At 59.9% G+C, this 22,300-nt stretch carries 21 protein-coding genes; 13 read left to right on the forward strand and 8 right to left on the reverse strand.

What is annotated here, in order from left to right; genetic code table 11:
• The first annotated feature begins 11 nt into the window (after positions 1-11).
• Together sorT and sorU are read left to right on the forward strand one after the other, a co-directional pair.
• On the forward strand, positions 12-1,223 hold the full coding sequence (gene sorT, locus HF327_RS01295; RefSeq protein ID WP_169106518.1) for a SorT family sulfite dehydrogenase catalytic subunit: 1,212 nt from the start codon (positions 12-14) through the stop codon (positions 1,221-1,223).
• An 88-nt stretch (positions 1,224-1,311) separates the two neighbouring features.
• On the forward strand, positions 1,312-1,647 hold the full coding sequence (sorU, locus tag HF327_RS01300; RefSeq protein WP_169106674.1) for a SorU family sulfite dehydrogenase c-type cytochrome subunit: 336 nt from the start codon (positions 1,312-1,314) through the stop codon (positions 1,645-1,647).
• A gap of 7 nt (positions 1,648-1,654) precedes the next feature.
• Here the strand turns inward: sorU and HF327_RS01305 are convergent, their stop codons facing one another.
• A complete protein-coding gene (locus HF327_RS01305; protein WP_169106519.1) occupies positions 1,655-2,407 on the reverse strand; it encodes a class I SAM-dependent methyltransferase in 753 nt (250 codons plus the stop codon).
• A 198-nt stretch (positions 2,408-2,605) separates the two neighbouring features.
• On the opposite strand from HF327_RS01305, the gene HF327_RS01310 reads away from it, so the two are divergent.
• Together HF327_RS01310 and HF327_RS01315 are read left to right on the forward strand one after the other, a co-directional pair.
• On the forward strand, positions 2,606-3,208 hold the full coding sequence (locus tag HF327_RS01310) for a tetratricopeptide repeat protein (RefSeq protein WP_169106520.1): 603 nt from the start codon (positions 2,606-2,608) through the stop codon (positions 3,206-3,208).
• Positions 3,209-3,257: 49 nt separating this feature from the next.
• Positions 3,258-4,085: a hypothetical protein gene (locus HF327_RS01315; RefSeq protein WP_169106521.1), complete on the forward strand. Its 828-nt coding sequence runs from the start codon at positions 3,258-3,260 to the stop codon at positions 4,083-4,085.
• 85 nt (positions 4,086-4,170) lie between these two features.
• On the opposite strand, the gene HF327_RS01320 is transcribed toward HF327_RS01315, so the two are convergent.
• Positions 4,171-5,598, reverse strand: a complete 1,428-nt coding sequence (locus tag HF327_RS01320; protein ID WP_169106522.1) for an FAD-binding oxidoreductase — start codon at positions 5,596-5,598, stop codon at positions 4,171-4,173.
• 299 nt (positions 5,599-5,897) lie between these two features.
• On the opposite strand from HF327_RS01320, the gene HF327_RS01325 reads away from it, so the two are divergent.
• The 3 genes from HF327_RS01325 (at position 5,898) to HF327_RS01335 (ending at position 8,529) form a co-directional block, all read left to right on the forward strand.
• The gene (locus HF327_RS01325) at positions 5,898-6,896 is read left to right on the forward strand and encodes a Bug family tripartite tricarboxylate transporter substrate binding protein (protein ID WP_169106523.1); all 999 of its coding nucleotides are present in this window, start codon (positions 5,898-5,900) and stop codon (positions 6,894-6,896) included.
• 15 nt (positions 6,897-6,911) lie between these two features.
• The gene (locus tag HF327_RS01330; RefSeq protein WP_169106524.1) at positions 6,912-7,877 is read left to right on the forward strand and encodes a BMP family ABC transporter substrate-binding protein; all 966 of its coding nucleotides are present in this window, start codon (positions 6,912-6,914) and stop codon (positions 7,875-7,877) included.
• Positions 7,878-7,956: 79 nt separating this feature from the next.
• On the forward strand, positions 7,957-8,529 hold the full coding sequence (locus HF327_RS01335) for a cob(I)yrinic acid a,c-diamide adenosyltransferase (RefSeq protein WP_169106525.1): 573 nt from the start codon (positions 7,957-7,959) through the stop codon (positions 8,527-8,529).
• Positions 8,530-8,646: 117 nt separating this feature from the next.
• Here the strand turns inward: HF327_RS01335 and boxA are convergent, their stop codons facing one another.
• From boxA to boxC, 3 genes are read right to left on the reverse strand one after another with little or no spacing between them, the layout of a single operon-like run.
• Positions 8,647-9,957, reverse strand: a complete 1,311-nt coding sequence (gene boxA / locus HF327_RS01340; protein ID WP_169106526.1) for a benzoyl-CoA 2,3-epoxidase subunit BoxA — start codon at positions 9,955-9,957, stop codon at positions 8,647-8,649.
• Between the two features lie 42 nt (positions 9,958-9,999).
• Complete coding sequence (boxB, locus tag HF327_RS01345; protein WP_169106527.1) at positions 10,000-11,427, reverse strand: benzoyl-CoA 2,3-epoxidase subunit BoxB; 1,428 nt, start codon at positions 11,425-11,427, stop codon at positions 10,000-10,002.
• Positions 11,428-11,453: 26 nt separating this feature from the next.
• Positions 11,454-13,112 carry a 2,3-epoxybenzoyl-CoA dihydrolase gene (boxC, locus tag HF327_RS01350; protein WP_169106528.1) on the reverse strand — a complete coding sequence of 553 codons (1,659 nt, stop codon included), beginning with the start codon at positions 13,110-13,112 and terminating at the stop codon, positions 11,454-11,456.
• Between the two features lie 306 nt (positions 13,113-13,418).
• Between boxC and HF327_RS01355 the strand changes: the two genes are divergently transcribed.
• Positions 13,419-14,618 carry a threonine ammonia-lyase gene (locus HF327_RS01355; protein ID WP_169106675.1) on the forward strand — a complete coding sequence of 400 codons (1,200 nt, stop codon included), beginning with the start codon at positions 13,419-13,421 and terminating at the stop codon, positions 14,616-14,618.
• Between the two features lie 16 nt (positions 14,619-14,634).
• Here HF327_RS01355 and HF327_RS01360 read toward each other — a convergent pair whose 3' ends face one another.
• Positions 14,635-15,405, reverse strand: a complete 771-nt coding sequence (locus tag HF327_RS01360; protein ID WP_169106529.1) for a slipin family protein — start codon at positions 15,403-15,405, stop codon at positions 14,635-14,637.
• Positions 15,406-15,718: 313 nt separating this feature from the next.
• Here HF327_RS01360 and HF327_RS01365 point away from each other — a divergent pair, with 313 nt between their 5' ends.
• Positions 15,719-15,856 (forward strand): hypothetical protein, encoded by a 138-nt coding sequence (locus tag HF327_RS01365; RefSeq protein WP_169106530.1) that lies wholly within the window; start codon positions 15,719-15,721, stop codon positions 15,854-15,856.
• 343 nt (positions 15,857-16,199) lie between these two features.
• Positions 16,200-18,056, forward strand: a complete 1,857-nt coding sequence (locus HF327_RS01370) for a phosphoenolpyruvate carboxykinase (GTP) (protein ID WP_169106531.1) — start codon at positions 16,200-16,202, stop codon at positions 18,054-18,056.
• 194 nt (positions 18,057-18,250) lie between these two features.
• Here HF327_RS01370 and HF327_RS01375 read toward each other — a convergent pair whose 3' ends face one another.
• Positions 18,251-18,694: a hypothetical protein gene (locus HF327_RS01375; RefSeq protein ID WP_169106532.1), complete on the reverse strand. Its 444-nt coding sequence runs from the start codon at positions 18,692-18,694 to the stop codon at positions 18,251-18,253.
• 134 nt (positions 18,695-18,828) lie between these two features.
• Between HF327_RS01375 and HF327_RS01380 the strand changes: the two genes are divergently transcribed.
• The 3 genes from HF327_RS01380 to HF327_RS01390 all read left to right on the forward strand — a co-directional run bounded on the left by HF327_RS01380 (position 18,829) and on the right by HF327_RS01390 (position 21,206).
• The gene (locus HF327_RS01380; RefSeq protein ID WP_169106533.1) at positions 18,829-19,809 is read left to right on the forward strand and encodes a LysR family transcriptional regulator; all 981 of its coding nucleotides are present in this window, start codon (positions 18,829-18,831) and stop codon (positions 19,807-19,809) included.
• A gap of 66 nt (positions 19,810-19,875) precedes the next feature.
• Positions 19,876-20,754, forward strand: a complete 879-nt coding sequence (locus HF327_RS01385) for a metallophosphoesterase (RefSeq protein WP_169106534.1) — start codon at positions 19,876-19,878, stop codon at positions 20,752-20,754.
• A gap of 29 nt (positions 20,755-20,783) precedes the next feature.
• Entirely contained in the window at positions 20,784-21,206 is a 423-nt protein-coding gene (locus tag HF327_RS01390; RefSeq protein ID WP_169106535.1) for a universal stress protein, read from the forward strand.
• 172 nt (positions 21,207-21,378) lie between these two features.
• Here HF327_RS01390 and HF327_RS01395 read toward each other — a convergent pair whose 3' ends face one another.
• Positions 21,379-22,293, reverse strand: a complete 915-nt coding sequence (locus HF327_RS01395) for a LysR family transcriptional regulator ArgP (RefSeq protein WP_169106536.1) — start codon at positions 22,291-22,293, stop codon at positions 21,379-21,381.
• Between the last annotated feature and the right edge of the window lie 7 nt (positions 22,294-22,300).

Genomic DNA, 22,300 nt, shown 5'->3' on the forward strand with positions numbered 1-22,300 from the left:
GAGGAGACACCATGCAACAACCCACATCTCTGCCGCGCCGCCACCTGCTCGCTGGTAGCGCCAGCGCTTTGGCCGCAGCTGGTCTGGCCAGCTTCCAGAGCCAGGCCATGGCACAAGCCGCAGCGCCTGCCGCCAAGCCTTTGCCCGGCTATGCCAGCTTCAAAAATGCAGACGCTGTGATCGTGCACAGCTCCACCACCATCGAGACCAAGCGCAGCGCGTTTGGCTCCAGCGTGGTTACGCCGACCAACCAGCTGTATGTGCGCAACAACCTGCCCACACCGCCTGAGTCCATCGTGGCTGACCGCGATGCATGGCCCGTGCAGATTGATGGCGTCAAGAAGCCCAGGCAACTGACGGTGCGTGAGCTCAAGACCATGGGTCTGGAGACGGTGACCATGGTGCTGCAATGCTCGGGCAATGGCCGCGCCTTTTTCCCCAGCAAGCCCAGCGGCACACAGTGGACCGTGGGCGCTGCAGGCTGCGTGGTCTGGAGTGGTGTGCCCGTGCGTGATGTGGTGAAGGCCCTGGGCGGCGTGGCCGATGGCATGGTCTACATGACCGGCACCGGCGGCGAAGTGCTGCCTGCAGGTCTGGACCCCAAGAGCGTGATCGTAGAGCGCTCCGTTCCCCTGGCTGCTCTGGAAGATGCGCTGCTGGCCTGGGAGATGAATGGCGAGCCCGTGTCGCTGGCCCACGGTGGCCCGCTGCGCCTGATCGTGCCCGGCTACACCGGCGTGAACAATATCAAGTACATCAAGCAGCTGGCTTTCACGGCCAAGGAAAGCGAAGCGCACATCATGTCGCACGGTTACCGCATCTCGCCCCCCGGCAGCAAGGGCGACCCTAGCCAGCCTTCGGTGCAGGAGATGAGCGTCAAGTCGTGGATCAACAGCCCCATTCCTGAAGACGGCAACCCGGCCGCTGGCACGGTGCAGATTCAGGGGGTTGCCTTTGGTGGCATGAACGCCGTCAAGGGTGTTGAAGTCTCTATCGACGGCGGCAAGACCTGGAAGCAGGCCCGTCTGGTGGGCCCCGATATGGGCAAGTTCGCATGGCGTCAGTTTGTGCTGCAGGCACAGCTGCCCAAGGGCACTTACCAGCTGGCCAGCCGCGCGACTGACGTCAAGGGCAATGTGCAACCCGAAACGCGTGGTGAAAACCAGAGCGGCTACAACAACACCAGCTGGGCCGATCACGCAGTGACCGTCACTGTGGCCTGATCGCCGCGTCTGTAACCGTCATGCCTGGCCGCTATCTGTGGCGCCGGGCATGGATTCAGCCACCGATGAAATGCATTTCCCAAAAACAATGATGAAGACGACCTACACCCTCGCTGCCCTGATGTTGACTGCCTTGGCAGGCACAGCGGCACATGCCGATCAAGCGGCCCAGATGGCGCGCGGCAAAGAGCTGTTTATGACGGCTTCCGTTCCTGCCTGCGCCGTGTGTCACACCCTGAAGGATGCTGGTGCCGAAGGCGCTATCGGCCCCGTGCTGGACGAGCTACAGCCCGATGCCGCCCGTGTGGCCCGCGCGCTGAAGGATGGCATTGGTGCCATGCCTTCTTTCAAGGCAACCATGAGCGAAGCCGACATTGCCGCAGTGGCCCTGTACGTGAGCAAGGCCAGCGGCGGCGCGAAGTAAGACCGTGTCAGCCGCGCTCTGCGCCATCCAGCGGCATGGCGTAGATCCACACCTTGTGGCGGCTGTTGCCTTCGAGGCAGGCCGTAGCCTCCACTCCCGGCAGCTTGAAGTCCAGGCTGACCAGCCAGCTGCCGGGCTGCATCTCGGTCGCCGCCTTGACGGCTGCGCGGCCCATGCTTTCGGGCCGCTGGAACAGATAGACTAATTTGTAGCCGCTCCAGTCCGCCAGCCAGATATCGCCGCGCCGCACGCGCGCCCAGGGGCAGCGCAGAGCGCAGGCCAGCGTTAACGGCCAGCTCCATTCAAGACCTTGCAGGCGCGCATCTGGCAGCTCGCTGCGCAGTGCACGCAGGCCATCTCCCATTCCGCAGCCTGCATCCAGCACCAGCGCTTGCTGCGGCAGCTTCACCACTGCTGCCAGCCCCTGCAGGGCCCGTGCGGGCGTGGGAAAGACCGGCGCGTCACGCCAGGCGTTGAGCGGATAGATCAGCAGCAGCAGGCCCAGCGGCAGCAGCCAGCCCCAGGCGGGCAATTGACTGGCACTGAGCACCAAGAAAGATAGCGGAAACCCCGCTGCAATGATGAGTCTGCGCCACCAGTTGAGTCCCCAGAGACTGGCTGCGGTGCTGATGCCGCAGGCGAGCAACAGGGCCAGCCACCAGGGAAACACACGCGCCAGGCCAGCAAAAAGCATCCAGGCCAGCAACCACGTGAGCAGCGCGGGTAGAGGCCACGCCAGAGAAAACCATCTTTTGACCATGAGTTTTTATGTGTATCTGCCGTCAATGTTTGCATAGACCTTGGCGTGCGGGCGAAGGCCATCTCGAACATTTGCATTTTGTGCGAGATACCCCTCCGGGGTGGGGTATGCATGCTGTCAATTTGTCGTAAAAATTACCGATTTTTGCTTATGTATACTTTTCGGCTTTCTGCAGCCAAAAATCCAAAGGAGACATCCATGCGCCTGCTTGCCCCCACTTTTTCCTTGGTGGCTCTTGCATTGACGGCATGCGCGGTACAGACACCGCAGGAGCAGTTAGCACCTGCTTCGCCCACCGTACGCCTGTGTGAAGGCAATAACTGCTCGGAGCTGCCGCGCAATGTGGCGACTTTCCGTGGCGAGCCCGTCAATCCCGAAGCCGAGCGCCGCCTGGCTGCTTTGGTGCAAAAAGCCGAAGCCGATCCCCGTGCCGCCTATGACCTGGGTCTGCGCTATCTGCGCGGCGATGGTGTGGAGCGCAACAGCTATCAGGCAATTGAATGGATGCGCAAAGCTGGTGATGCGGGCCATGGCGCTGCCCAGTTTGCGCTGGGACGTCTCTATCTGCTGGGGTTTGAGGAGATGGGGCCAGACCCCGCCGAAGCCGAGGCCTGGCTGTCGCGCGCTGCGGCCAAGGGCTTCAAGGAAGCCAAGCGTCTGCTACCTCAGGCACAGGCCGCCAAACAGAATGCTCACGCACGCTATCAAGCCATCGAGGACGAACGCAAGTCCTGGAACAGCTGGTATGTGGGCGCGCCCTACTACATGGTGTGGGGTTCGTCGGGTTGGTATTACCGCTGATGTGCTTTGAGCGCGTCGGCATTTTTTATTTGCATAAGAAAGCATTTCTATGTCCAAGAAGACAACGCTGCGTCTGGCAGCCATCGCATCCGCACTGGCACTGGGGGGCTGTGTGACTCCTGGTGGCGGCACCATTTCGACCGGCACAGCGCCCACAGCGGCAACCGGTGCTGCGGGCGGCGCAACCAGCGTGAATGCCAACCCATCGCTGGAACGTTGCGATGCACCTTTGGGCACGCTGGCGGTGGATGATGGCCGCGGCAAGGAGTGGTACGCCAGCTTTGGCGCTGCGACCAAGATCACGACCATTGAGCCGCTGATCCGTCTGGCCGTGCAGCAGTCCAACTGCTTTGTGATCACCTCCGTCGGCAACAACCGCACGGAAAGCAAGATGTCCGCCATTACCGACAAGCAGCGCAACTCCGGTGAGTTCCGTGCCGGTTCGCGCCAGCAAAAAGGCCAGCGCGTGGCTGCCGACTACTACATGGAGCCATCCATCATCATCGACAACGATGCCACAGGCCAGTTGATGGCTGGTGTCGGCGGCTTGTTCGGCAGCGTGGGCTCGCTGGTGGGCGGTGCCATGCAGAGCAAGGCTTCGGTGGTGACGCTGAGCATGTTCGACATCCGCTCCGGTGTGCAGATCTCGATTTCTGAAGGCAATGCCACGGCCACCAACTTTGGTGCGGCCATGGGTGCGTTTGGCGGCGGTGCCGTGGCGGGTCTGGGCGGCTTCTCGCGCTCGCCTGAAGGCAAGGCGACCGTGGCCGCTTTCATGGATGCGTACAACAACATGGTGATCTCTCTGAGCAACTACAAGGCGCAGGAAGTCAAGGGCGGCCTGGGCCGTGGCGGCCAGCTCAAGGTCGGCAAGTAAGCTCGCTTTCGCAATGAAAAATGGCCTGCAAATGCAGGCCATTTTTCATGGTTTGCGCTTGTCCAGAAAGCGCAGTTCGCTCTGCTTACTGAAGCTGAAAAATCTTGCCGGGGTTGAGAATGTTCTTGGGGTCGAGTGCCTGCTTGATGGCACGCATCATCTGCACCGCGCCCGCACCGGCTTCTTCAAGCAAAAAATCCTGCTTGTGGATGCCAATGCCGTGCTCGCCCGTGCAGGTGCCGCCCAGCGCAATGGCGCGCGCGACCAGTTGGTGGTTGAGCTGCTCGCCCTGCTGGCGCTGGACATCGTTATCGGGATCGATCAGATAGCCGAAGTGGAAGTTGCCATCGCCCACGTGGCCCACCAGGAAGTAGGGAATGCCGCTGGCATCAGCCTCGGTCACGCACTCCAGCAGTGCATCGGCCAGACGGCTGATGGGAACGCAGGCATCGGTGGTGATGCAGCGGCAGCCGGGGACGCTGGACACGGCGGCAAAGTAGGCGTTGTGACGCGCCGTAAACAGGCGCGTGCGGTCTTCGGGACGTTCGGCCCATTCAAAGGCATTGCCACCAAATTCATTGGCAATGTCCTGCACCATTTCCGCTTGCTCTTTCACGCCCGTGGGCGAGCCGTGGAACTCCATCAGCAGCATGGGCTCTTCACGCAGATCCAGCTTGCTGTAGGCATTGACCATGCGCACGGAATTCACATCCACCAGCTCCACGCGAGCGATGGGAATGCCCATCTGAATGGTCTGAATCACGGTGTGTACCGCGTTCTCGATGCTGGCAAAAGAGCAGATGGCCGAGCTCACCGCTTCAGGCAGCGGATAGATGCGCAGCGTGATCTCGGTGAAGATGCCCAGCGTGCCTTCGCTGCCCACCATCAAGCGCGTCAGGTCGTAGCCTGCGGCGCTTTTCTTGGCGCGGTTGCCGGTGCGAATGATGTCGCCATGGGCCGTTACCACCTCGAGAGCCAGCACGTTCTCGCGCATGGTTCCGTAGCGCACGGCATTGGTGCCGCTGGCGCGGGTGGAGGTCATGCCGCCAATCGATGCATCAGCACCAGGATCAATGGGGAAGAAGAAGCCCGTGTCTTTGATCGCATCGTTGAGCGCCTTGCGCGTGATGCCGGGCTGCACCGTAATTGTCAGGTCTTCGGTGTTGACCGAAAGCACCTGCTTCATGCGACTCACATCGATGGTGATGCCGCCTTGCACGGCCAGCAAATGGCCTTCCAGCGACGAACCAGCACCATAGGCAATCACGGGCACGTTGTATTGCTCGCAGAGCTTGACGGCGTCTTGTACGTCCTTGGTGGACTCGGCAAACACCACGGCAGCCGGTGGTGGCGCGGCAATCGAGCCTTCATCGCGGCCATGCTGCTCGCGTACCGCCAGAGCGGTAGAGCACTGGCCGCCAAAGTGTGTGGACAGGGCTTGCAGAAATTCTTCAGGAATCGGGCGCTGTACAAATTCAGGCTGCAGCGCGGTAGGGGCAAGAGGTGCGTTCATCAGGGTCTCCAGAGGAGAAAAAGAATACCACTGGAGCTGCGCGGGCGTTGTACGTATTGCGTACTAGAAAGAGTGTGCTCAAGTCTGCGCAAGTGCCGATCTGCATGCCTGTCGGGACTGGCTGGTAGTGCGTTTACGCGATGGCCTAAGCGGGTGGCTGTTGGCTCATAGATAAGTTTTGCCCTAGCTAATGAGAAATGACTGTTTAGCGTTTGAGGGGCACATGCCTATATTGGGAAGCCTTATGGCGTGCGCTGCAGAGCTCGCTTCAAACTACAAGCAGTTCGGAGGGCGGAGCTATGCGCGATACAGGTCGCAGATCTTTCATACAAGGGCTTGCCAGTGCGTCGGCGGCATGCGTTTTTGGCGGTGCCATGTCTGCTCGAGCGGTACAGACGCAGCCCTGGCCCACGCGGCCTATCAAGCTGGTTGTGACCTTTCCACCCGGTGGTTCCAGCGATATCGTGGCGCGCGTTCTGGCACCGCTTCTTTCCGAGAAGCTGGGGCAGAGCATCGTCATTGAAAACAAGCCCGGAGCCGGCTCCTCCATCGGGGCGCAGATCGTGGCGCACAGTGCCAATGACGGCTACACGCTGCTGGTCTCCAACTCGGCGGCGCTGTCGATTGCCCCTTCGTTGCTGCAAAGTCCCGGTTACGATCCCGTGCGCAGCTTTGAACACCTGGCTTATATCGGGGCCGTGCCCACGGTGTTCGCCGTCCATCCATCGGTGCCTGCCAATACCTTGAGGGAGCTGGTGAGCTGGATCAAGGAGCAGCCAGCCCCCGTGGCCTTTGGCAGTGGTGGCGCGGCCTCGGTTGGGCATCTGGTGGGTGAGCAGTTTGCACAGACACTCAAGCTGTCCATGGAACATGTGCCCTATCGCGGTGCCGGTCCCATGCGCGCTGATCTGCTCAGTGGCCATATCAAGATCGCAATTGATGCGTTGCCTCAGAACATCGCGCTGCAAAAGCAGGGGCGGCTCAAGCTGCTGGCCTTGACCTCGCCACGCCGTGTTGCGCAAGCTCCCGCCGTGCCCAGTGTGGCCGAGCTGGGGCTGGCGCAGCTGGTGTCGGAAAACTTTGTCGGCATATCGGCCCCTGCTGGATTGCCCAAGGCACTGGGCGAAAAAATCGCCACCGCCGTGCGGCAGATCAGCGCCCGCGCCGACTTTGCGCAGTCGCTTGAAACACAGGGTTTTGTGATGCGCGACATGGAAGCATCCGCCTTCAGCAAATTGATTGCTGAACAGCATCAGGCATGGGCAGGGATTGCCAAAAAAACCGGTGCTCGACTTTAGAAATGAGAAAAATCGATGACCAATAAAAAGCAAACTTCTCCTCGAAAACCGCGCTACGCCGTGGTGCTTTTCGGGCCTGAAGGACAGGGCAGTTTCAATGAATCCGGCCTGCAGGGGGTGCGCAAGTCCAGGCTTGCAGGGTATGAAGTCGATGTGTTGTGGGTGGCTGGCCAATCCGCACAGCAACGGGCCGAGGAAATGAGCGTGCTGGGCGGTGCCAGCTTCGACCTGATTCTGGCCCACGGCGGTCAGGGCGATGGCCCTGTGCAGATACTGGCCGAGCGTTGGCCCGCCCAAGCTTTTGTGGTCACCCAGGGCAGCTGGAGCGCCACCAATGTGGCGCGCTATGAGGTCTTGCAGGAGCAGTCCGCTTTTTTGGCCGGAGTGCTGGCCAGCCAGTGGAGCCAAACGGGCAGCGTAGGGCACTTTTCCGGTGAAAAAGTGCCACCCGGCTTGCGTGGCCGTGCGGCTTACGCAGATGGCCTCAGAAGCGCGGGTTTCCATGGCGATCTGGCCACGCTGTTCTGCGGTCATCAGCATCGGCCTGGTTGGGCGAAAACCTGCGTCTCGCAGATGATTGAGCAGACGGATCTGGACATTGTGTTTGCCATGATCGACGGCGGTCGCCCCGGTGTCACGCAGGCCTGCCGCGAGCATGGCGCAGCGCAGATTGGCAATGTGCTCGACTGGGTAGAGCGTGATCCTGAGGTGTTTGTCGCCTCGGCCATTTGCGACTCGGGCGAGGCCTTGTTTCGTGCGATTCAGGATTATGAGATCGGGGTGCTGCCACTGGGCGGCTACCGGGCGTTTGGGCTGGAAGAGCCGGAGCTGGTAAGGCTGGAAATGGGAGCGCGTGTTGCAGCCAAACAGCGGGCCATCGTTGAGGAATGGGCGCATAAGCTGGTGAGTGGTCAGCACCTCATCGAGCTGAGTTATAGCGGTGCCGAGTTTCCCTTGCCGAAAGCAGAGTTGGCGAGTTGATTGGCATGCTTGAGGCGAGGGTGTTCCATCGGTCAAGCACAATCAAGGCCTGCACCGCATTGATTCAAAAGGACGACTTATGGGCAACCGCCTCTCGCAAATCGCCACTCGCACTGGCGACGATGGAACCACCGGCCTGGGTGACAACACCCGCGTATCGAAGAACAGCGGCCGCCCGCACGCCATGGGCGATGTGGACGAGCTGAACTCTCATATCGGTCTGCTTCTGTGCGAGAGCCTGCCTCAGGATGTGCGCGACCTGCTGGTTGAGGTACAGCACCAGCTGTTCAATCTGGGAGGCGAGCTGTCCATGCCCGGCTACGAGCTGCTCAAGGACGATGCGCTTTTGCAGCTTGATAACGCGCTGGCCCACTACAACGCCAACCTGCCGCGCCTGCTGGAGTTCATCTTGCCCGCTGGCACACGCGCAGCATCGCAAGCCCATATCTGCCGCACGGTAGCCCGCCGCGCAGAGCGCCATGTGGTGGCGCTGGAGCAGGCAGAAGCCATGCGCCCCGCACCGCGCCAGTATCTGAATCGCTTGTCTGACTTGCTGTTTGTTCTGGCCCGTGTGCTGAACCGTGTGGACGGTGGCGACGATGTGTACTGGAAGAGCGAGCGCCTGGCCAAGAGCCAGGCCGAATCTGAATAATTGACTGCTATTTAATTCGAAGCTGCTTGCGCTCGTTATTCATTGGTTTCAATGTATTTATTGCCTGAAACCAATGAATGAAGAGCGCAAGCAGCTTCTGTTTTAAGAGCAAATCATTCAGTAGGTTTCGAGGTGCAGGCGTCCTTCGCGCTTGAGTTTTGTGCCCAGCTCCTCCCAGCCAAGGCCTGCTTGCTGCGCCACATCACGCAGGGCCAGCACCACGCCTTCTTCCATGCTTTTGAGGCCGCAGACATAGATGTGCGTGTTGTCATCGCGTAGCAGCTCCATCAGGTCGGCGGTGCGTTCGCTCATGGCGTCCTGCACATAGCGCTTGGGTTGACCTGCGATGCGTGAGAAGGCGAAATTGCTGTCGATGAAGTCCTTGGGCAGGCTTTGCAACGGGCCGAAATACGGCAATTCCTGCGGCGTGCGTGCGCCAAAAAACAGCAGCAATTTTCCGCCTTCAAACTTGCCGCTCTTGCGCAGTCGGCGACGCCACTCTGTCATGGCCCGCATGGGCGCACTGCCGGTTCCGGTGCATATCATCACGATGTGCGAGCGCGGATGATTGGGCATCAGAAAGCTGCTGCCAAACGGACCTATGACCTGCACCTTGTCACCCACCTGCAAGTCACACAGATAGTTGCTGGCCACGCCGCGCACCGCTACGCCCTGGTGATCTTCAACCACGCGTTTGACCGTCAGCGCCAGATTGTTGTAACCGGGGCGCTCGCCATTGCGCGCACTGGCAATCGAGTACTGGCGTGCCACATGCGGCTTGCCGCTGGCATCCACACCAGGCGGAATAATGCCCAGAGACTGGCCTTCAAGCACAGGAAAAGGCATGGCGCCAAAGTCCAGCACGATGTGGTGCGTCTCGTTGTCAAAACCCGCTTCTGTGCAGTTGAGATTGCCGACCACGGTGGCCGTCACCGGAGCCTTGGGTCCGTGCAGATTGGTGTAGGCATGGGCTGCAGACCAGGGGGGTGAGGTGGCCCCGTAACTGGCTGCGCGAAATGCATCGCTGTCGACACTGTTTGCACCGCTGGCGGCAAGGCCAGCCGCTGCGGCAATTACGGCCTGTGCCTGGCTTAAATCATGTACCTCGGCCGCATTCTCGCCACCTTGTGCTGCAGCCAGTGCATCGCCTGAAAGCTCGGCGGGAAGGCTCTCCCAACCCAGTTGCTCTTGCACGCGATAGGGCTTGCTGACGGGCACCAAGCGCCAGTTGTCGATGGAGCCTGTGGGGCAGGGCGAAATGCAGTCCATGCAGCCATTGCACTTGTCGGCCATGACGACGTAGTTGGTGTCGTCATGCGTGATGGCGCCTACCGGGCAGGTCGCCTCGCAGGTGTTGCAGCGAATGCAGATTTCCGGGTCAATCAGGTGCTGTTTCAGGATGCCGTTCTCAACCAGTGTGGTGCTCATCTTCTTCTCCTGACATGGCGTAAAACTGGCGCGATCCAGAGCTTAGTTAAACCTGACGTAATCAAAGTCCACCGGCTGGCGATTGATGCCCATGACGGGCGGTGCGATCCAGCCTGCAAACTTGCCGGGTTCCAGGCATTGTTTCATCAGCGATGACACATAGTTTCGGTCGTCATTGGTGGCCAGCCATTCGTCTTTTTTGACCTGCCATTCCTGCTCGTTCACCGGGCGGCCGTCAGGGCTGATGCGCACGCCAGCCAGAGCACCAATCTGGCGGTTAAAGGCTTTGTGCGGAACCGTCAGGCGGAAGTCGATTCCGGCCTTTTCCATCACCTTGTTCCAGCGGCCCACACCCGCATTGCTGTCCTTGATGTAGTCATCGCGCAGCACCTCGTTCAAGGCGTTGAGCATGGGGACTTCTTTCTCCTGCAGCTTGCCGTCCACCACCTCCAGAACCTTGTAATTCTGGTCGTGCAGCTTGTGGTCGTCTTCGCGTTTTCCTTCTTCATAGCGGCCCTTCAAACCCGAGCTGTAGAAGGTTGCGGCATTGCTCGACTGGTCTGCGCCAAACAGGTCAATCGTCACGCTGTAGTGAAAGTTCAAATAGCGCTGAATTGTGGGCAGATCAATGACGCCTGCATTGCGCAGCTTGTTCACATCGTCGGTCTTGAGTTCGTTCATCACCTGGCAGGTGCGAGCCAACACGCGCGACACGCCGGACTCGCCCACAAACATGTGATGGGCCTCTTCGGTCAGCATGAATTTGGTGGTACGTGCCAGTGGGTCAAAGGCGCTTTCCGTCAGAGCCGCGAGCTGGAATTTTCCGTCTCTATCGGTGAAGTAAGTAAACATGAAAAACGCCAGCCAGTCCGGTGTTTTTTCATTGAAGGCACCCAGAATGCGCGGATTGTTTTCGTCGCCGCTTTGGCGCTCCAGCAGCGCCTCGGCTTCTTCGCGTCCATCACGGCCAAAATGCTTGTGCAGCAGGTAGACCATGGCCCACAGATGGCGGCCTTCTTCCACGTTGACCTGGAACAGGTTTCGCAGGTCATACAGCGATGGTGCGGTCAGGCCCAGATGACGTTGCTGCTCCACCGATGCAGGCTCGGTATCGCCCTGGGTGACGATGATGCGGCGCAGGTTGGCACGGTGCTCGCCGGGAACGTCTTGCCAGACTTTTTCACCCTTGTGATCACCGAAATGGACGTTGCGATTTTCATCGGCGGGGTTGAGAAAAATGCCCCAGCGATAGTCGCGCATTTTCACGTGACCAAACTGCGCCCAGCCTTGTGGATCAACGCTGACGGCGGTGCGTAGATACACATCGTGATTGGTTGATCCTTCGGGGCCCACATCGTCCCACCATTTGATGAAATTGGGCTGCCAGCTTTCCAGCGCGCGTTGCAAGGTGCGGTCGCTGCTGAGGTCCACGTTGTTGGGAATCTTCTGGCTGTAGTCGATGCTGCTCATGGGGTGTCTCCTGAATGCTTTGCTGATCAAACGCGATTGAAGTCGAAGCCGGCTTTCTGGCCTGTTCCGTACAACTTCAAAGCACCTTTCTCACCCACGGCATTGGGGCGGTTGAAGATCCAGTTCTGCCATGCGGAAAGGCGGCCAAAAATGCGTGTGGCCATGTTCTCGCGGCTGGCAAAGCGCAGGTTGGCTTCAAGGCCGGTGAGGGCATCGGGTGACATGGCGGCACGCTCTTCCATGGCGATGCGAATTTCGTCTTCCCAATCGATATCGTCCAGCGATGCGGTCACCAGGCCTAGCTGCTGTGCCGCATCGCCGTTGAGCGCTTTTCCGGCGGCAGCCAGAGCCGCTTCAAGCGGAGCCGATTCTTCGTAAAAGCGGCGTTGCAAACGGCTCTGGTCATTGACCAGCGGCAGCAAGCCAAAGTTGAATGCGTCAAGCTGAATGACGGGTTCACGCTCTGCATCATCGGGCAGCACCAGCATATAGGCACGGTCGGCGCAGAAGGCCAGCTCGGCCAGCATGCCGGCAAAGCAGGAGCCGGGTTCAATCAGTGCAAACAGCGAGCGTGACGAGACATCGAGGCGCGCAAAGGTGCGGCGCAGCAGGCCCAGCGTTTGCTGCACCAGCCAGTGGTCTTTGTGAGCGATCAGGATCTGGTCTGTGGCCAGCACGGTGGCGGCATCGCCTTGGGTTTTGAGAATCCAGGTGCCCACATCCAGCTCGTTGGTGCGCAGGTGCAGGATGGCGTCATCCAGCTCGCGGCCCATGGCCAGCGGCCACCATGTGGCACCTGCGTTTTCAATCGCTTCAATGCTGCTGGGCTGCGCCCCCTGGGGTGCTTTGATGGTGAGGGTAGCGCTGCGCTTGCTGCGGTCAATCTGCACGCTGACATGGGTGTAGTTCAGTGCGTCAGCAGACTCTTGTCGCTGCAGTTTTGTGAGCTGTATTCCTTTGCCAGATGCGGGGCGGGAGCTTTGTTCACTCAAAGTCGCTGCGCGCTGGTTCACGGTTTCTGCAAACTGCGCGGGCTTGGCGATTGCGTCCACCAGTCGCCAGTCCACCGCGCGCTGTCCGCGCACGCCTTCTACGCTGGTGCAGAAGATGTCGGCGAGGTCATGGCGTACATGGCGCTTGTCGGTCACACGGGTCAGCCCGCCAGTGCCGGGAAGCACGCCCAGCAGCGGCACTTCGGGCAGCGATACGGAAGAGGAGCGGTCGTCGATCAGCACGATGTCATCGCAGGCTAGAGCCAGCTCATAACCGCCCCCGGCGCAGGCGCCGTTGACGGCGGCAAGGAACTTGAGCCCGTCATGCTTGGAGCTGTCTTCCATGCCGTTGCGCGTCTCGTTGGTGAACTTGCAGAAGTTCACCTTCCATGCGTGGGATGAGACACCCAGCATGAAGATGTTGGCGCCTGAGCAGAAGATGCGATCTTTGCCGCTGGTGACGATGACGGTGCGCACCTGCGGTTGCTCGAAGCGGATGCGGTTGAGCGCGTCGTGCAGCTCCACATCCACGCCCAAGTCATAGCTGTTGAGCTTGAGCTTGTAGCCGGGGCGTATGCCGCCGTCTTCGGCAATGTCCAGCTTGAGCCGGGCCATGTTGCCTTCCACTTCAAACGACCAATGCCGGTACTGGCTGGGCTCGGTGCGGTAATCGACGACGGGTTGCTGCTGCATGCTCGGCTCCTGCTGAGATGAAAGATAGTGCAGTTGTTGAATCGGTGTTGGCACAATTATGCAGATTCAATCCAGAATTGCACGCGCATTTAGGCACTATGTTGCATGTTTTGCGATTTCTAAGGGAAATCCTTAGCGCGGTACATCTCCCCGCCCCCAAACAGAATTTCAAGTGTTTTTGGCCCCTAGTGCTTGCTAATAAATCGCTAACAGCTATCAATAAATGAGTGGTTCGACGCATGGCGGAAAAATGATTGAACCCAGTACATGCGATGGGTGATGCGCTGCTTGCACAATGGCTTCACCATGCTGACCTATGCAGATATCCAAGCCGCCGCCCAGCGCCTGAACGGCGCAGTCCTTCAAACCCCTTGCGTGGAATCACGCACGCTCTCGCAGATTACGGGTGCGCAGGTCTATCTCAAGTTCGAGAACCTGCAGTTCACTGCATCCTTCAAAGAGCGCGGTGCGCTCAACAAGCTGCTCATGCTGACCGATGCCGAGCGCGCCCATGGCGTGGTCGCGATGAGCGCTGGCAATCACGCCCAGGGCGTGGCCTATCACGCACAGCGACTGGGCTTGCGTGCCGTCATCGTCATGCCGCGCTTTACGCCGGGCGTGAAGGTGGAGCGCACACGGGGTTTTGGCGCCGAGGTGGTGCTGCATGGCGACACGCTGGCCGAGGCCCGCGCCCATGCCTATGAGCTGGCACAGGCGCAGCAACTGACCTTTGTCCATCCTTATGACGATGAGGCCATTGCCGCAGGCCAGGGCACGCTGGCACTGGAGATCTTGAAGGCCCAGCCTGATCTGGACACGCTGGTGGTGGCCATTGGCGGCGGCGGACTGATTGCCGGCATTGCCACGGCGGCCAAGGCCATCAAGCCCGGGATTGAAATTGTGGGCGTGCAGACACAGCGCTTTCCCTCCATGTTTAACGTGCTGCGCCACAGCGACCTGCCCATGGGTACATCGACGATTGCCGAAGGCATTGCCGTGACGCAGCCCGGCGTGATCACCCAGGAGGTGGTGCAGCGCTGTGTCGACGATCTGCTGCTGGTGGATGAGGGCGATATCGAGCAGGCCGTGCTCATGCTGCTGGAGATTGAAAAAACGCTGGTCGAAGGTGCGGGCGCGGCGGGCCTTGCGGCTTTGCTACGTCATCCTGATCGCTTCAAAGGCAAAAAAATTGGACTAGTGCTGTCGGGCGGCAATATCGACCCGCTGCTGCTGGCCGCCATCATCGAGCGTGGCATGGTGCGCTCTGGCCGTCTGGCACGCATCCGCGTTAGCGCCCGTGACATTCCCGGCGTGCTGGCCCAGATCACGGCCACCGTGGCCGGTGCGGGTGCCAATATCGAAGAGGTGCACCATCAGCGTGCCTTTACCATGCTGGCCGCGCAGAACGTGGAGATTGAATTTGTTCTCCAGACCCGTAACCAGCCCCATGTGGAGCAGGTGCTGCAGGCGCTGCGGGCCGCAGGCATGGAGGCGGCCCTGACGTGAGTCTGGCCGCTGCCATTCAGGCTTGCAGGGGAGCGACTCTCTTGAGCAGTGGCGTCAGCAGATCCATGGGCAAGGGGAACACCACGGTCGTGTTCTTGTCCGCACCGATCACGGTCAGTGTCTCCAGATAGCGCAGCAGAATGGCCTGAGGTTCCTGGGCCAGAACCTTCGCCGCCTGCGAGAGTTTTTCCGAGGCCTGCAACTCGCCCTCGGCATGGATCACCTTGGCGCGGCGTTCGCGCTCAGCCTCGGCCTGGCGCGCAATGGCCCGGATCATGGATTCGGTCAGATCGACCTGTTTGATTTCGACGTTGGAGACCTTGATGCCCCAGGTGTCGGTTTGCGCGTCGAGCGCCTGCTGAATGTCCTGGTTCAGCGATTCGCGCTCCGCCAGCATCTCGTCGAGCAGGTGCTTGCCCAGCACGGAGCGCAGCATGGTCTGCGCCAACTGGCTGGTGGCCTCCAGATAGTTGACCACCTGGATGACCGCTTTTTCGGCATCCACCACGCGTAGATAAATCACGGCATTGACCTTGACCGAGACGTTGTCGCGCGAGATCACATCCTGCGCCGGAACCTCCAGCACCACGGTGCGCAGATCCACCCGCACCACCTGCTGAACGGCGGGAATGATGAAGATCAGCCCCGGCCCCTTGACCTTCCAGAAGCGCCCCAGCGTAAAGACCACGCCGCGCTCGTATTCACGGAAAATCCGGATTGAGACAGACAGCAGGGCGATCAGCAGCAGCAGGGCAGCTGGCCAGAACAAAAAAGATGCAGTCAGCATATCGACCATCCTTTCGGCTATGGAGTTCGGTGCCGCAAGCTGGCGTTGAACTGCCCGCGCTGGGCATCGAATCATCCACGGATTCAGCATATTCCTATGTATCGCAGTGCGCATCTATCTGTACATGGCCGACATCGAAGCAGTGCTGTTCGCCCTTGCGGATGTCCCCGGAATGTGGGCGAAGTCGCTCGTATCAGCCTCCACGGCGCTTGTGCGGCTATGGCTTTCCCTGAGCATGGCCCCAAGGGCTGTGCCTAGAATGGACGCAGATATTGCTTGTTTCAACGCCAGCTTCAGGAGGAGCATTGATCACATGTCAGATGATTCCGCAGTGAACCACGAACCACTGGATGCGGCGGAAGCCGTGGTGCCCTATATCCCTATCATCATTCCCGCCGCTGGCGCCGTGATGATGTTTCTGCTGGCCTTCATCGCCGTGAACATGGCCTAGCCATCCAAACCTTCCAGTACAGAACCCCGCATGGCGGGGTTTTTTTATGGCTGCACAGATCATGGATGGATACATGTGCGCATATTTTGATGCTCAAAATGCATAGTTATTGCCAGTGAGTTGATGACAAATCGATGACCTCTCCCTAAAATCGATCTCCCGCTGTCTTATAAAACAAGGCAGTTTTGACTATTTCAGACGGATTTCAGCTACTGACAAGCATTCAGTAAGTGCTAGGAAAGTCAGCGAGACGCCTTCAAAAGCCTTTTTTCAAAGACGCAGTCGCCACAGTCCACAGGACTGCTTCTTTGAAAAACTGGTTTTTTAATTGAAGGACTTCCCCATGAACGCCGCTGTGCAAAGCCTGAACATTCAGGCTCCTGAATACGTCAAGAACCCCAAGCTTATCGCCTGGGTGGCCGAGATGGCTTTGCTGTGCAAGCCCGCCCAGATTCACTGGTGCGACGGCTCGCAAGCCGAATACGACGCTCTGTGCCAGCAGCTGGTGGACGCAGGTACCTTCAAGCCCCTGGCCAAGCGCCCCGGCTCTTTCCTGGCCTGGACCGATCCTTCGGACGTGGCCCGCGTGGAAGACCGCACCTACATCTGCTCCGCCAAGAAGGAAGATGCCGGTCCCACCAACAACTGGATGGAACCTGCGGACATGCGTGCCACGCTGAACCCCTTGTTCGACGGTTGCATGGCCGGTCGCACCATGTACGTGGTGCCTTTCTCCATGGGCCCGCTGGGTTCGGACATTGCCCATGTCGGTATCGAGCTGTCTGACAGCCCCTATGTGGCCGTCAACATGAAGATCATGACCCGCATGGGCAAGGCCGTGTATGACGTGATCGGGACCGACGGCGAGTTCGTGCCCTGCGTGCACACCATTGGCGCCCCCTTGGCCGCTGGCGAGAAAGACGAAACCACCTGGCCTTGCAGCAAGACCAAGTACATCGTTCACTACCCCGAAACCCGCGAAATCTGGTCCTATGGTTCTGGCTACGGCGGCAATGCGCTGCTGGGCAAGAAGTGCTTTGCACTGCGTATTGCCTCGACCATGGGCCGCGACCAGGGCTGGTTGGCCGAGCACATGCTCATCCTGGGCGTGACGAATCCTGAAGGTAAGAAGTACCACGTGGCTGCCGCCTTCCCCTCGGCTTGCGGCAAGACCAACTTCTCTATGCTGGTACCGCCCAAGGCCTTCGATGGCTGGAAGGTCACCACCATTGGCGACGACATCGCCTGGATCAAGCCTCAGGCCGACGGCTCGCTGCGTGCCATCAACCCCGAAGCCGGTTACTTCGGCGTGGCTCCCGGCACCAATATGCTGACCAACCCCAACTGCATGTTGAGCTTGGACAAGAACGTGATCTTCACCAACGTGGCGCTGACCGATGACGGCGATGTGTGGTGGGAAGGCATGGAAAAGGACCAAGGCAAGCTGCCCGATCACCTGATCGACTGGCAAGGCAAGGACTGGACGCCCCAGATCGCCAAGGAAACCGGCGCCAAGGCCGCTCACCCCAATGCCCGCTTCACCGTGGCTGCCATCAACAACCCCGCGCTGGACGAAGCTTGGGACGACCAAAAGGGCGTGAAGATCGACGCCATCATTTTTGGTGGCCGCCGCTCGACCACCGTGCCTCTGGTCACCGAAGCGCTTGACTGGACCGAAGGCGTGTACATGGCTGCAACCATGGGCTCTGAAACCACCGCTGCCGCCTTTGGCGCGCAAGGCGTGGTGCGTCGCGATCCCTTCGCCATGCTGCCTTTTGCTGGCTACAACATGAGCGACTATTTCCAGCACTGGCTGGATCTGGGTGCCAAGATTGAAGGCCAGGGAGCGGCTCTGCCCAAGATCTTCACGACCAACTGGTTCCGCAAGAACGCCGACGGCAAGTTCGTCTGGCCCGGCTACGGCGAAAACATGCGCGTGCTGAAGTGGATGATTGACCGCCTGGAAGGCCAGGCCGAAGGTCAGCCAACTGCTTTCGGCATTGCTCCTCAGTACGCCGAAATCAACTGGACCGGTCTGGACTTTGACGCAGCCCAGTTCGACAGCGTGACCAATATCGACAAGGCTGCCTGGGCCGAAGAAATGAAGTTGCATGGCGAGCATTTCGACAAGCTGGCCTACAACCTGCCCAAGGCCATGCTGGATACCAAGGCAAAGCTGGAAGAGCGTTTGTCCGCTTAAGCCGGTAACGGCTTAAAACAAAGCCCTGCAAGCCATTGGCTGCAGGGCTTTTTAGTCGATGGGATCTTTGTTTTGATAGCTGCTTGCGCTTATCCCATAAGAGCTTGATCCAGATTTGACTTGAAATCCATTCGCGCATGAAAAAAGCCGCTGCCTTGTGGGCAGCGGCTTTTTGCGAGAGAGTGACTGAGCGCTTAGCGGCTCTGGCGATCCATGGCGCGGGCCAGATCCGCCATCAGGCGAGCGTCTTGCAGAGCGGCGTTCCAGACGCGTTCATCGGTCGCTGCTTGCTGGCGGCTGTTGATCCAGGCACGATAGGCCGAGCGTACGGCACGGATGGCACGACGGGCGGGTGTGGAAAACAGGGCGACGCTGGCGAAAGCCATGGTCCAGACAACCATCCAGGCGGTCAGCATGGGAATATTGCCTTGCAGCTCGGTGGTTTCCAGCCAGTGGGCGAGCACCACGGCCAAAACAGCGGAGCCTGCAATCAGATAGCTCAGCAGAGGCTGGCGCGGATATTCCACACGGCGGCGCGCAGGTGCTGCGGCGGCGGCCAGGCGCTCTTCCTCAGTTTGATAAAGACGCACCACACCAGGATGCTCGACACAGTAGGAGTTGTAAATGAAATTGCTCATGGCAGTTAACCCTTTGACCCACGCTTTTGGCGACATGCCCGGGGAATAGGTGTAACTATAGGGATTACCCTATATGTGTTCAAATTTATATTTTGAATCTGTAGCATTCACGGTGGTGATGAATTAAGCAGACCATGTCCTTGAACTTTCGATCACTCGACCTCAACCTGCTGCGTGTCTTTGATGAAGTCATGTCCGAGCGCAGCCTGACGCGCGCTGCGCACAAGCTCAGCATTACCCAGCCGGCCGTCAGCAACGCCATGCGCCGCCTGCGTGAGGTGCTGGGGGACGAGCTGCTGGTGCGCCAGGGGCAGGGCGTGGAGCCCACGCCGCGCGCGCAGGCGCTGTGGCCGGTGATTCGCGAGGCGCTGCAGCACCTTGAAGGGGCACTGGCCCCTGATGAGTTCAACCCCGAGACGGCGAACACCACCTTTGTCATTGCGATGGCCGATGCGACGGCCGCCACGCTGATACCGCCGCTGTATCCGATTCTTGAGCGCGAAGCGGCTGGCATAGGCATACGGCTTTTGCCGCTGATCACACGCGACCCAAGACCTTTGCTGGACGCTGGAGAGGCCGACATGGCTGTGGGCTACTTTCCCGCCGTGCTGGCCGATCTGACGGCCCGCGCTCAGGCGGGCGGGCTGGTGGCGTTTGACAGCCGCCGCCTGTATGAAGGCGAGTACCTGTGTGTGATGCGCAAGGGTCACCCGCTGGAGCATGTACCGCTCACGCTCGATAACTACTGCGCCGCGTGCCACATGCTGGTCAGCTTCTCAGGTCGCTCTTTTGGCTTTATTGATGAAGCGCTGGCTTCGCTGGGGCGCACGCGTGAAGTGGTGCTGACCGTCAATCAGTTCTTCACGGCGGCACGTGTGGTGGCCAATTCAGACCTGTTGACCATCCTTCCCCGCCACTTTGTGCCAGTCACAGGCATGGGCGATGAGTTGGTGTTGCGCGATCTGCCGTTTGATGTGACGGCTGTGCATGTGGATGCCCTGTGGCGCCGCCGCGGCCCGCACCCGCAGGCCTATGACTGGCTGCTGAAAACCCTGTCGCGTGCGGCCGAAATCACTTTTGCCAACGGATCTGCGCAGGTGACCCAGCACGGTTGATTCGGATTTGTTGAGAGTTGCAGCGCGATCTGCGATCTGACCTCAACAGACTACTAAACTAGTCATATGAAGATCCAGCTGCTGTCAGACTTGCACCTTGAAGTCCACCCCCAATTTGTGGCCGAACCGGCTGCGGGCGCTGATGTGCTGGTGCTGGCCGGCGATATTGGTTCCTACCAGAGCAGTTCCCAGCTGGATGGTGAGCATTTTGGGCTGGAGCGCTTTTCGCCTCTGCCGCAGTACGCGGGCTGGCCCACGCCCGTGCTGTTTGTGCCCGGCAATCACGAATACGACATGCAGGACTTTGACGAAGCCCGCCAGCGCCTGCAGCGTACCTGTGAAAAGCTGGGCCTGATCTGGCTGGACCGTGAAACCGTGGTGATGGACGGTGTACGCTTCATCGGCACCACGCTGTGGAGCGACTTTGATGCCATGGCCATGAACGAAGGCGTGACCGACATCACCCGCTTGCACAAACTGCGCGAGAAGGCGTTTCGCGCGGCCAACTTTTACCTGCGCAAGACGGGTGGAACCCGTCAGGGCGAGCCCTTTCTGGCCGCTCCCATGCGCGATGAAAGCTTGCTGTGCCAGGACTGGTTGCGCGCCGCGCTGCAGCAGACTTTTGACGGCCCCACGGTGGCCGTGACGCACTTTGCGCCCAGCCTGCGCAGCGCCGATCCGCGCTACGGTCTGGTACCCGGGACGGCCGGTTTTTGTAACGTGATGGATGACTATCTGCCCTATGCCCAGCTGTGGCTGCATGGTCACCTGCATTGCGCCAGCGATTACATCGCCAAGGGGAAGCGCAGTGACGGCAGCGACTGGCAGTGCCGGGTCGTCGCCAACCCGCTCGGTTATGCCCGCAAGGGCGAGCAGGATGGCTTTTTACCGGCATCGACAATTGACTTGAGCCAAGTCAAGATGAGGGCGACCGCAAGCCTTTAGTCTTGGGGCATCAATAAGGAGAAATTGGTATGAAGATCTTGCTCGCTGTGGACGGAAGTACCTACACCCAGAAAATGCTGGCCTATCTGACTTCGCATCAGGAGATGCTGGGTGCAGGCCAGGAGTACACGGTCATTACTGTGCAGCCGCTGCTGCCCGCCCGCGCTCGCGCTGCGCTGGGTAAGGAGGTGGTTGATGAGTATTACGACGAAGAATCCACCAAAATTTTGCAGCCCGTGCAGGAATTCCTGAAGGCACATGGCGTGCAGGCGCAAACCATCAGCAAGGTGGGCCCGATTGCTGACACCATCATCCATGCAGCGCAGGACGGAAAGTTCGACCTCATCGCCATGGGCACGCACGGCCACGGCGCTCTGGGTCGTCTGGTCATGGGCTCGGTCAGCTCGCAAGTGCTGGCTGGCTGCACCATCCCTGTACTGCTGATTCGCTAAAACTCATAGCTGCTAGCGCCTGATTTACGTGTATCTCAGGCAGAAATCAGCTTTGAATCAAGGATCTTCGAGCGCTCACAGCTACAAAAACCAAAGCACCTTCGTTTGAATCAATTCTTCCAAGGCCGCGCTGCAAAGCACGGCCTTTTTTCTTGCGCGATTCAGAGGGGTTTTACGCCACTTGAAGCAACTGCTGCGCCTTGTGCAGCAGCGCCTGGCTGACACGCGCCAGCACGCGCGACTCCAGATTCCAGCAATGCCAGTACAGCGCAATGGCCAGTGCGTGGCCGGGGGCGGCATTGACCAGATCACCGGCCTGCAACGCGGGCTGTACCAGCAGCTCTGGCAGCACCGCCACACCCCAGCCGGCACGCACGGCGCGCACCTGCGCCTCGCAGCTGGGCAGCAAGATCTGATGCTGCAGCGACACGTTGCGCAGGCCCAGGCATCGCGCTACAAACTCGGCCTGCATATCGTCTTTGCGGTTGAAGGAGAGATAGGGCTGCTGGTTGAAGTTTTTGCGCGTCAGCCCCTGCGGCAGCTTCTCATTGGCGAAGTCCGTCGATGCTACGGCCACATAGCGCATAGCCCCCAGTGGCTGCATCGTGCAGCCGCGCAGGGCTTGACTGAGCGTGGTCACGCAGCCCATGACCTGGCCTGATCGCAGCAGCTCTTGTGTGAAGTCCTGATCGTCCACCACCACCTCCAGCGGCAGGCCGCTGCGCACCAGTTCATCCAGCGCCGTCATGGCCCAGGTGGCAATGCTGTCGGCATTGATGGCGATGGAGACAATCTCGCCCGCCAGACTCTGCCCGGTCTGCGGTGCCAGCTCCTGCAGCTCATGCGCCAGATCGGCGCGCAGCAAGCGAAGCTGCTTGGCATGTTTGAGCAGCAGCCGCCCCGCGCTGGTGGGCTTGACGGGGCGTGTGCGCTCTACCAGTACCGAGCCCACTTGCGACTCCAGCGCGCGCAGGCGCTGGGACACCGCGGACTGGGTTATGTGCAGCTTTTGCGCGGCACGCTCAAAGCCACCTTCTTCGACGATGGCCGCCAGACATTCCAGCGCAGCGGGGTCCCAGGAGGTCATGCAGCAA

Origin of the sequence: Comamonas suwonensis (assembly GCF_012844455.2) — a bacterium.
GTDB lineage: Bacteria > Pseudomonadota > Gammaproteobacteria > Burkholderiales > Burkholderiaceae_C > Comamonas > Comamonas suwonensis.

Excerpts from the sequence above, each read along its gene's own strand:
- sorT (WP_169106518.1), top strand. The coding sequence starts at position 12 with ATGCAACAACCCACATCTCTGCCGCGCCGCCACCTGCTCGCTGGTAGC.
- sorU (WP_169106674.1), top strand. The coding sequence starts at position 1,312 with ATGATGAAGACGACCTACACCCTCGCTGCCCTGATGTTGACTGCCTTG.
- HF327_RS01305 (WP_169106519.1), bottom strand. The coding sequence starts at position 2,407 with ATGGTCAAAAGATGGTTTTCTCTGGCGTGGCCTCTACCCGCGCTGCTC.
- HF327_RS01310 (WP_169106520.1), top strand. The coding sequence starts at position 2,606 with ATGCGCCTGCTTGCCCCCACTTTTTCCTTGGTGGCTCTTGCATTGACG.
- HF327_RS01315 (WP_169106521.1), top strand. The coding sequence starts at position 3,258 with ATGTCCAAGAAGACAACGCTGCGTCTGGCAGCCATCGCATCCGCACTG.
- HF327_RS01320 (WP_169106522.1), bottom strand. The coding sequence starts at position 5,598 with ATGAACGCACCTCTTGCCCCTACCGCGCTGCAGCCTGAATTTGTACAG.
- HF327_RS01325 (WP_169106523.1), top strand. The coding sequence starts at position 5,898 with ATGCGCGATACAGGTCGCAGATCTTTCATACAAGGGCTTGCCAGTGCG.
- HF327_RS01330 (WP_169106524.1), top strand. The coding sequence starts at position 6,912 with ATGACCAATAAAAAGCAAACTTCTCCTCGAAAACCGCGCTACGCCGTG.
- HF327_RS01335 (WP_169106525.1), top strand. The coding sequence starts at position 7,957 with ATGGGCAACCGCCTCTCGCAAATCGCCACTCGCACTGGCGACGATGGA.
- boxA (WP_169106526.1), bottom strand. The coding sequence starts at position 9,957 with ATGAGCACCACACTGGTTGAGAACGGCATCCTGAAACAGCACCTGATT.
- boxB (WP_169106527.1), bottom strand. The coding sequence starts at position 11,427 with ATGAGCAGCATCGACTACAGCCAGAAGATTCCCAACAACGTGGACCTC.
- boxC (WP_169106528.1), bottom strand. The coding sequence starts at position 13,112 with ATGCAGCAGCAACCCGTCGTCGATTACCGCACCGAGCCCAGCCAGTAC.
- HF327_RS01355 (WP_169106675.1), top strand. The coding sequence starts at position 13,419 with ATGCTGACCTATGCAGATATCCAAGCCGCCGCCCAGCGCCTGAACGGC.
- HF327_RS01360 (WP_169106529.1), bottom strand. The coding sequence starts at position 15,405 with ATGCTGACTGCATCTTTTTTGTTCTGGCCAGCTGCCCTGCTGCTGCTG.
- HF327_RS01365 (WP_169106530.1), top strand. The coding sequence starts at position 15,719 with ATGTCAGATGATTCCGCAGTGAACCACGAACCACTGGATGCGGCGGAA.
- HF327_RS01370 (WP_169106531.1), top strand. The coding sequence starts at position 16,200 with ATGAACGCCGCTGTGCAAAGCCTGAACATTCAGGCTCCTGAATACGTC.
- HF327_RS01375 (WP_169106532.1), bottom strand. The coding sequence starts at position 18,694 with ATGAGCAATTTCATTTACAACTCCTACTGTGTCGAGCATCCTGGTGTG.
- HF327_RS01380 (WP_169106533.1), top strand. The coding sequence starts at position 18,829 with ATGTCCTTGAACTTTCGATCACTCGACCTCAACCTGCTGCGTGTCTTT.
- HF327_RS01385 (WP_169106534.1), top strand. The coding sequence starts at position 19,876 with ATGAAGATCCAGCTGCTGTCAGACTTGCACCTTGAAGTCCACCCCCAA.
- HF327_RS01390 (WP_169106535.1), top strand. The coding sequence starts at position 20,784 with ATGAAGATCTTGCTCGCTGTGGACGGAAGTACCTACACCCAGAAAATG.
- HF327_RS01395 (WP_169106536.1), bottom strand. The coding sequence starts at position 22,293 with ATGACCTCCTGGGACCCCGCTGCGCTGGAATGTCTGGCGGCCATCGTC.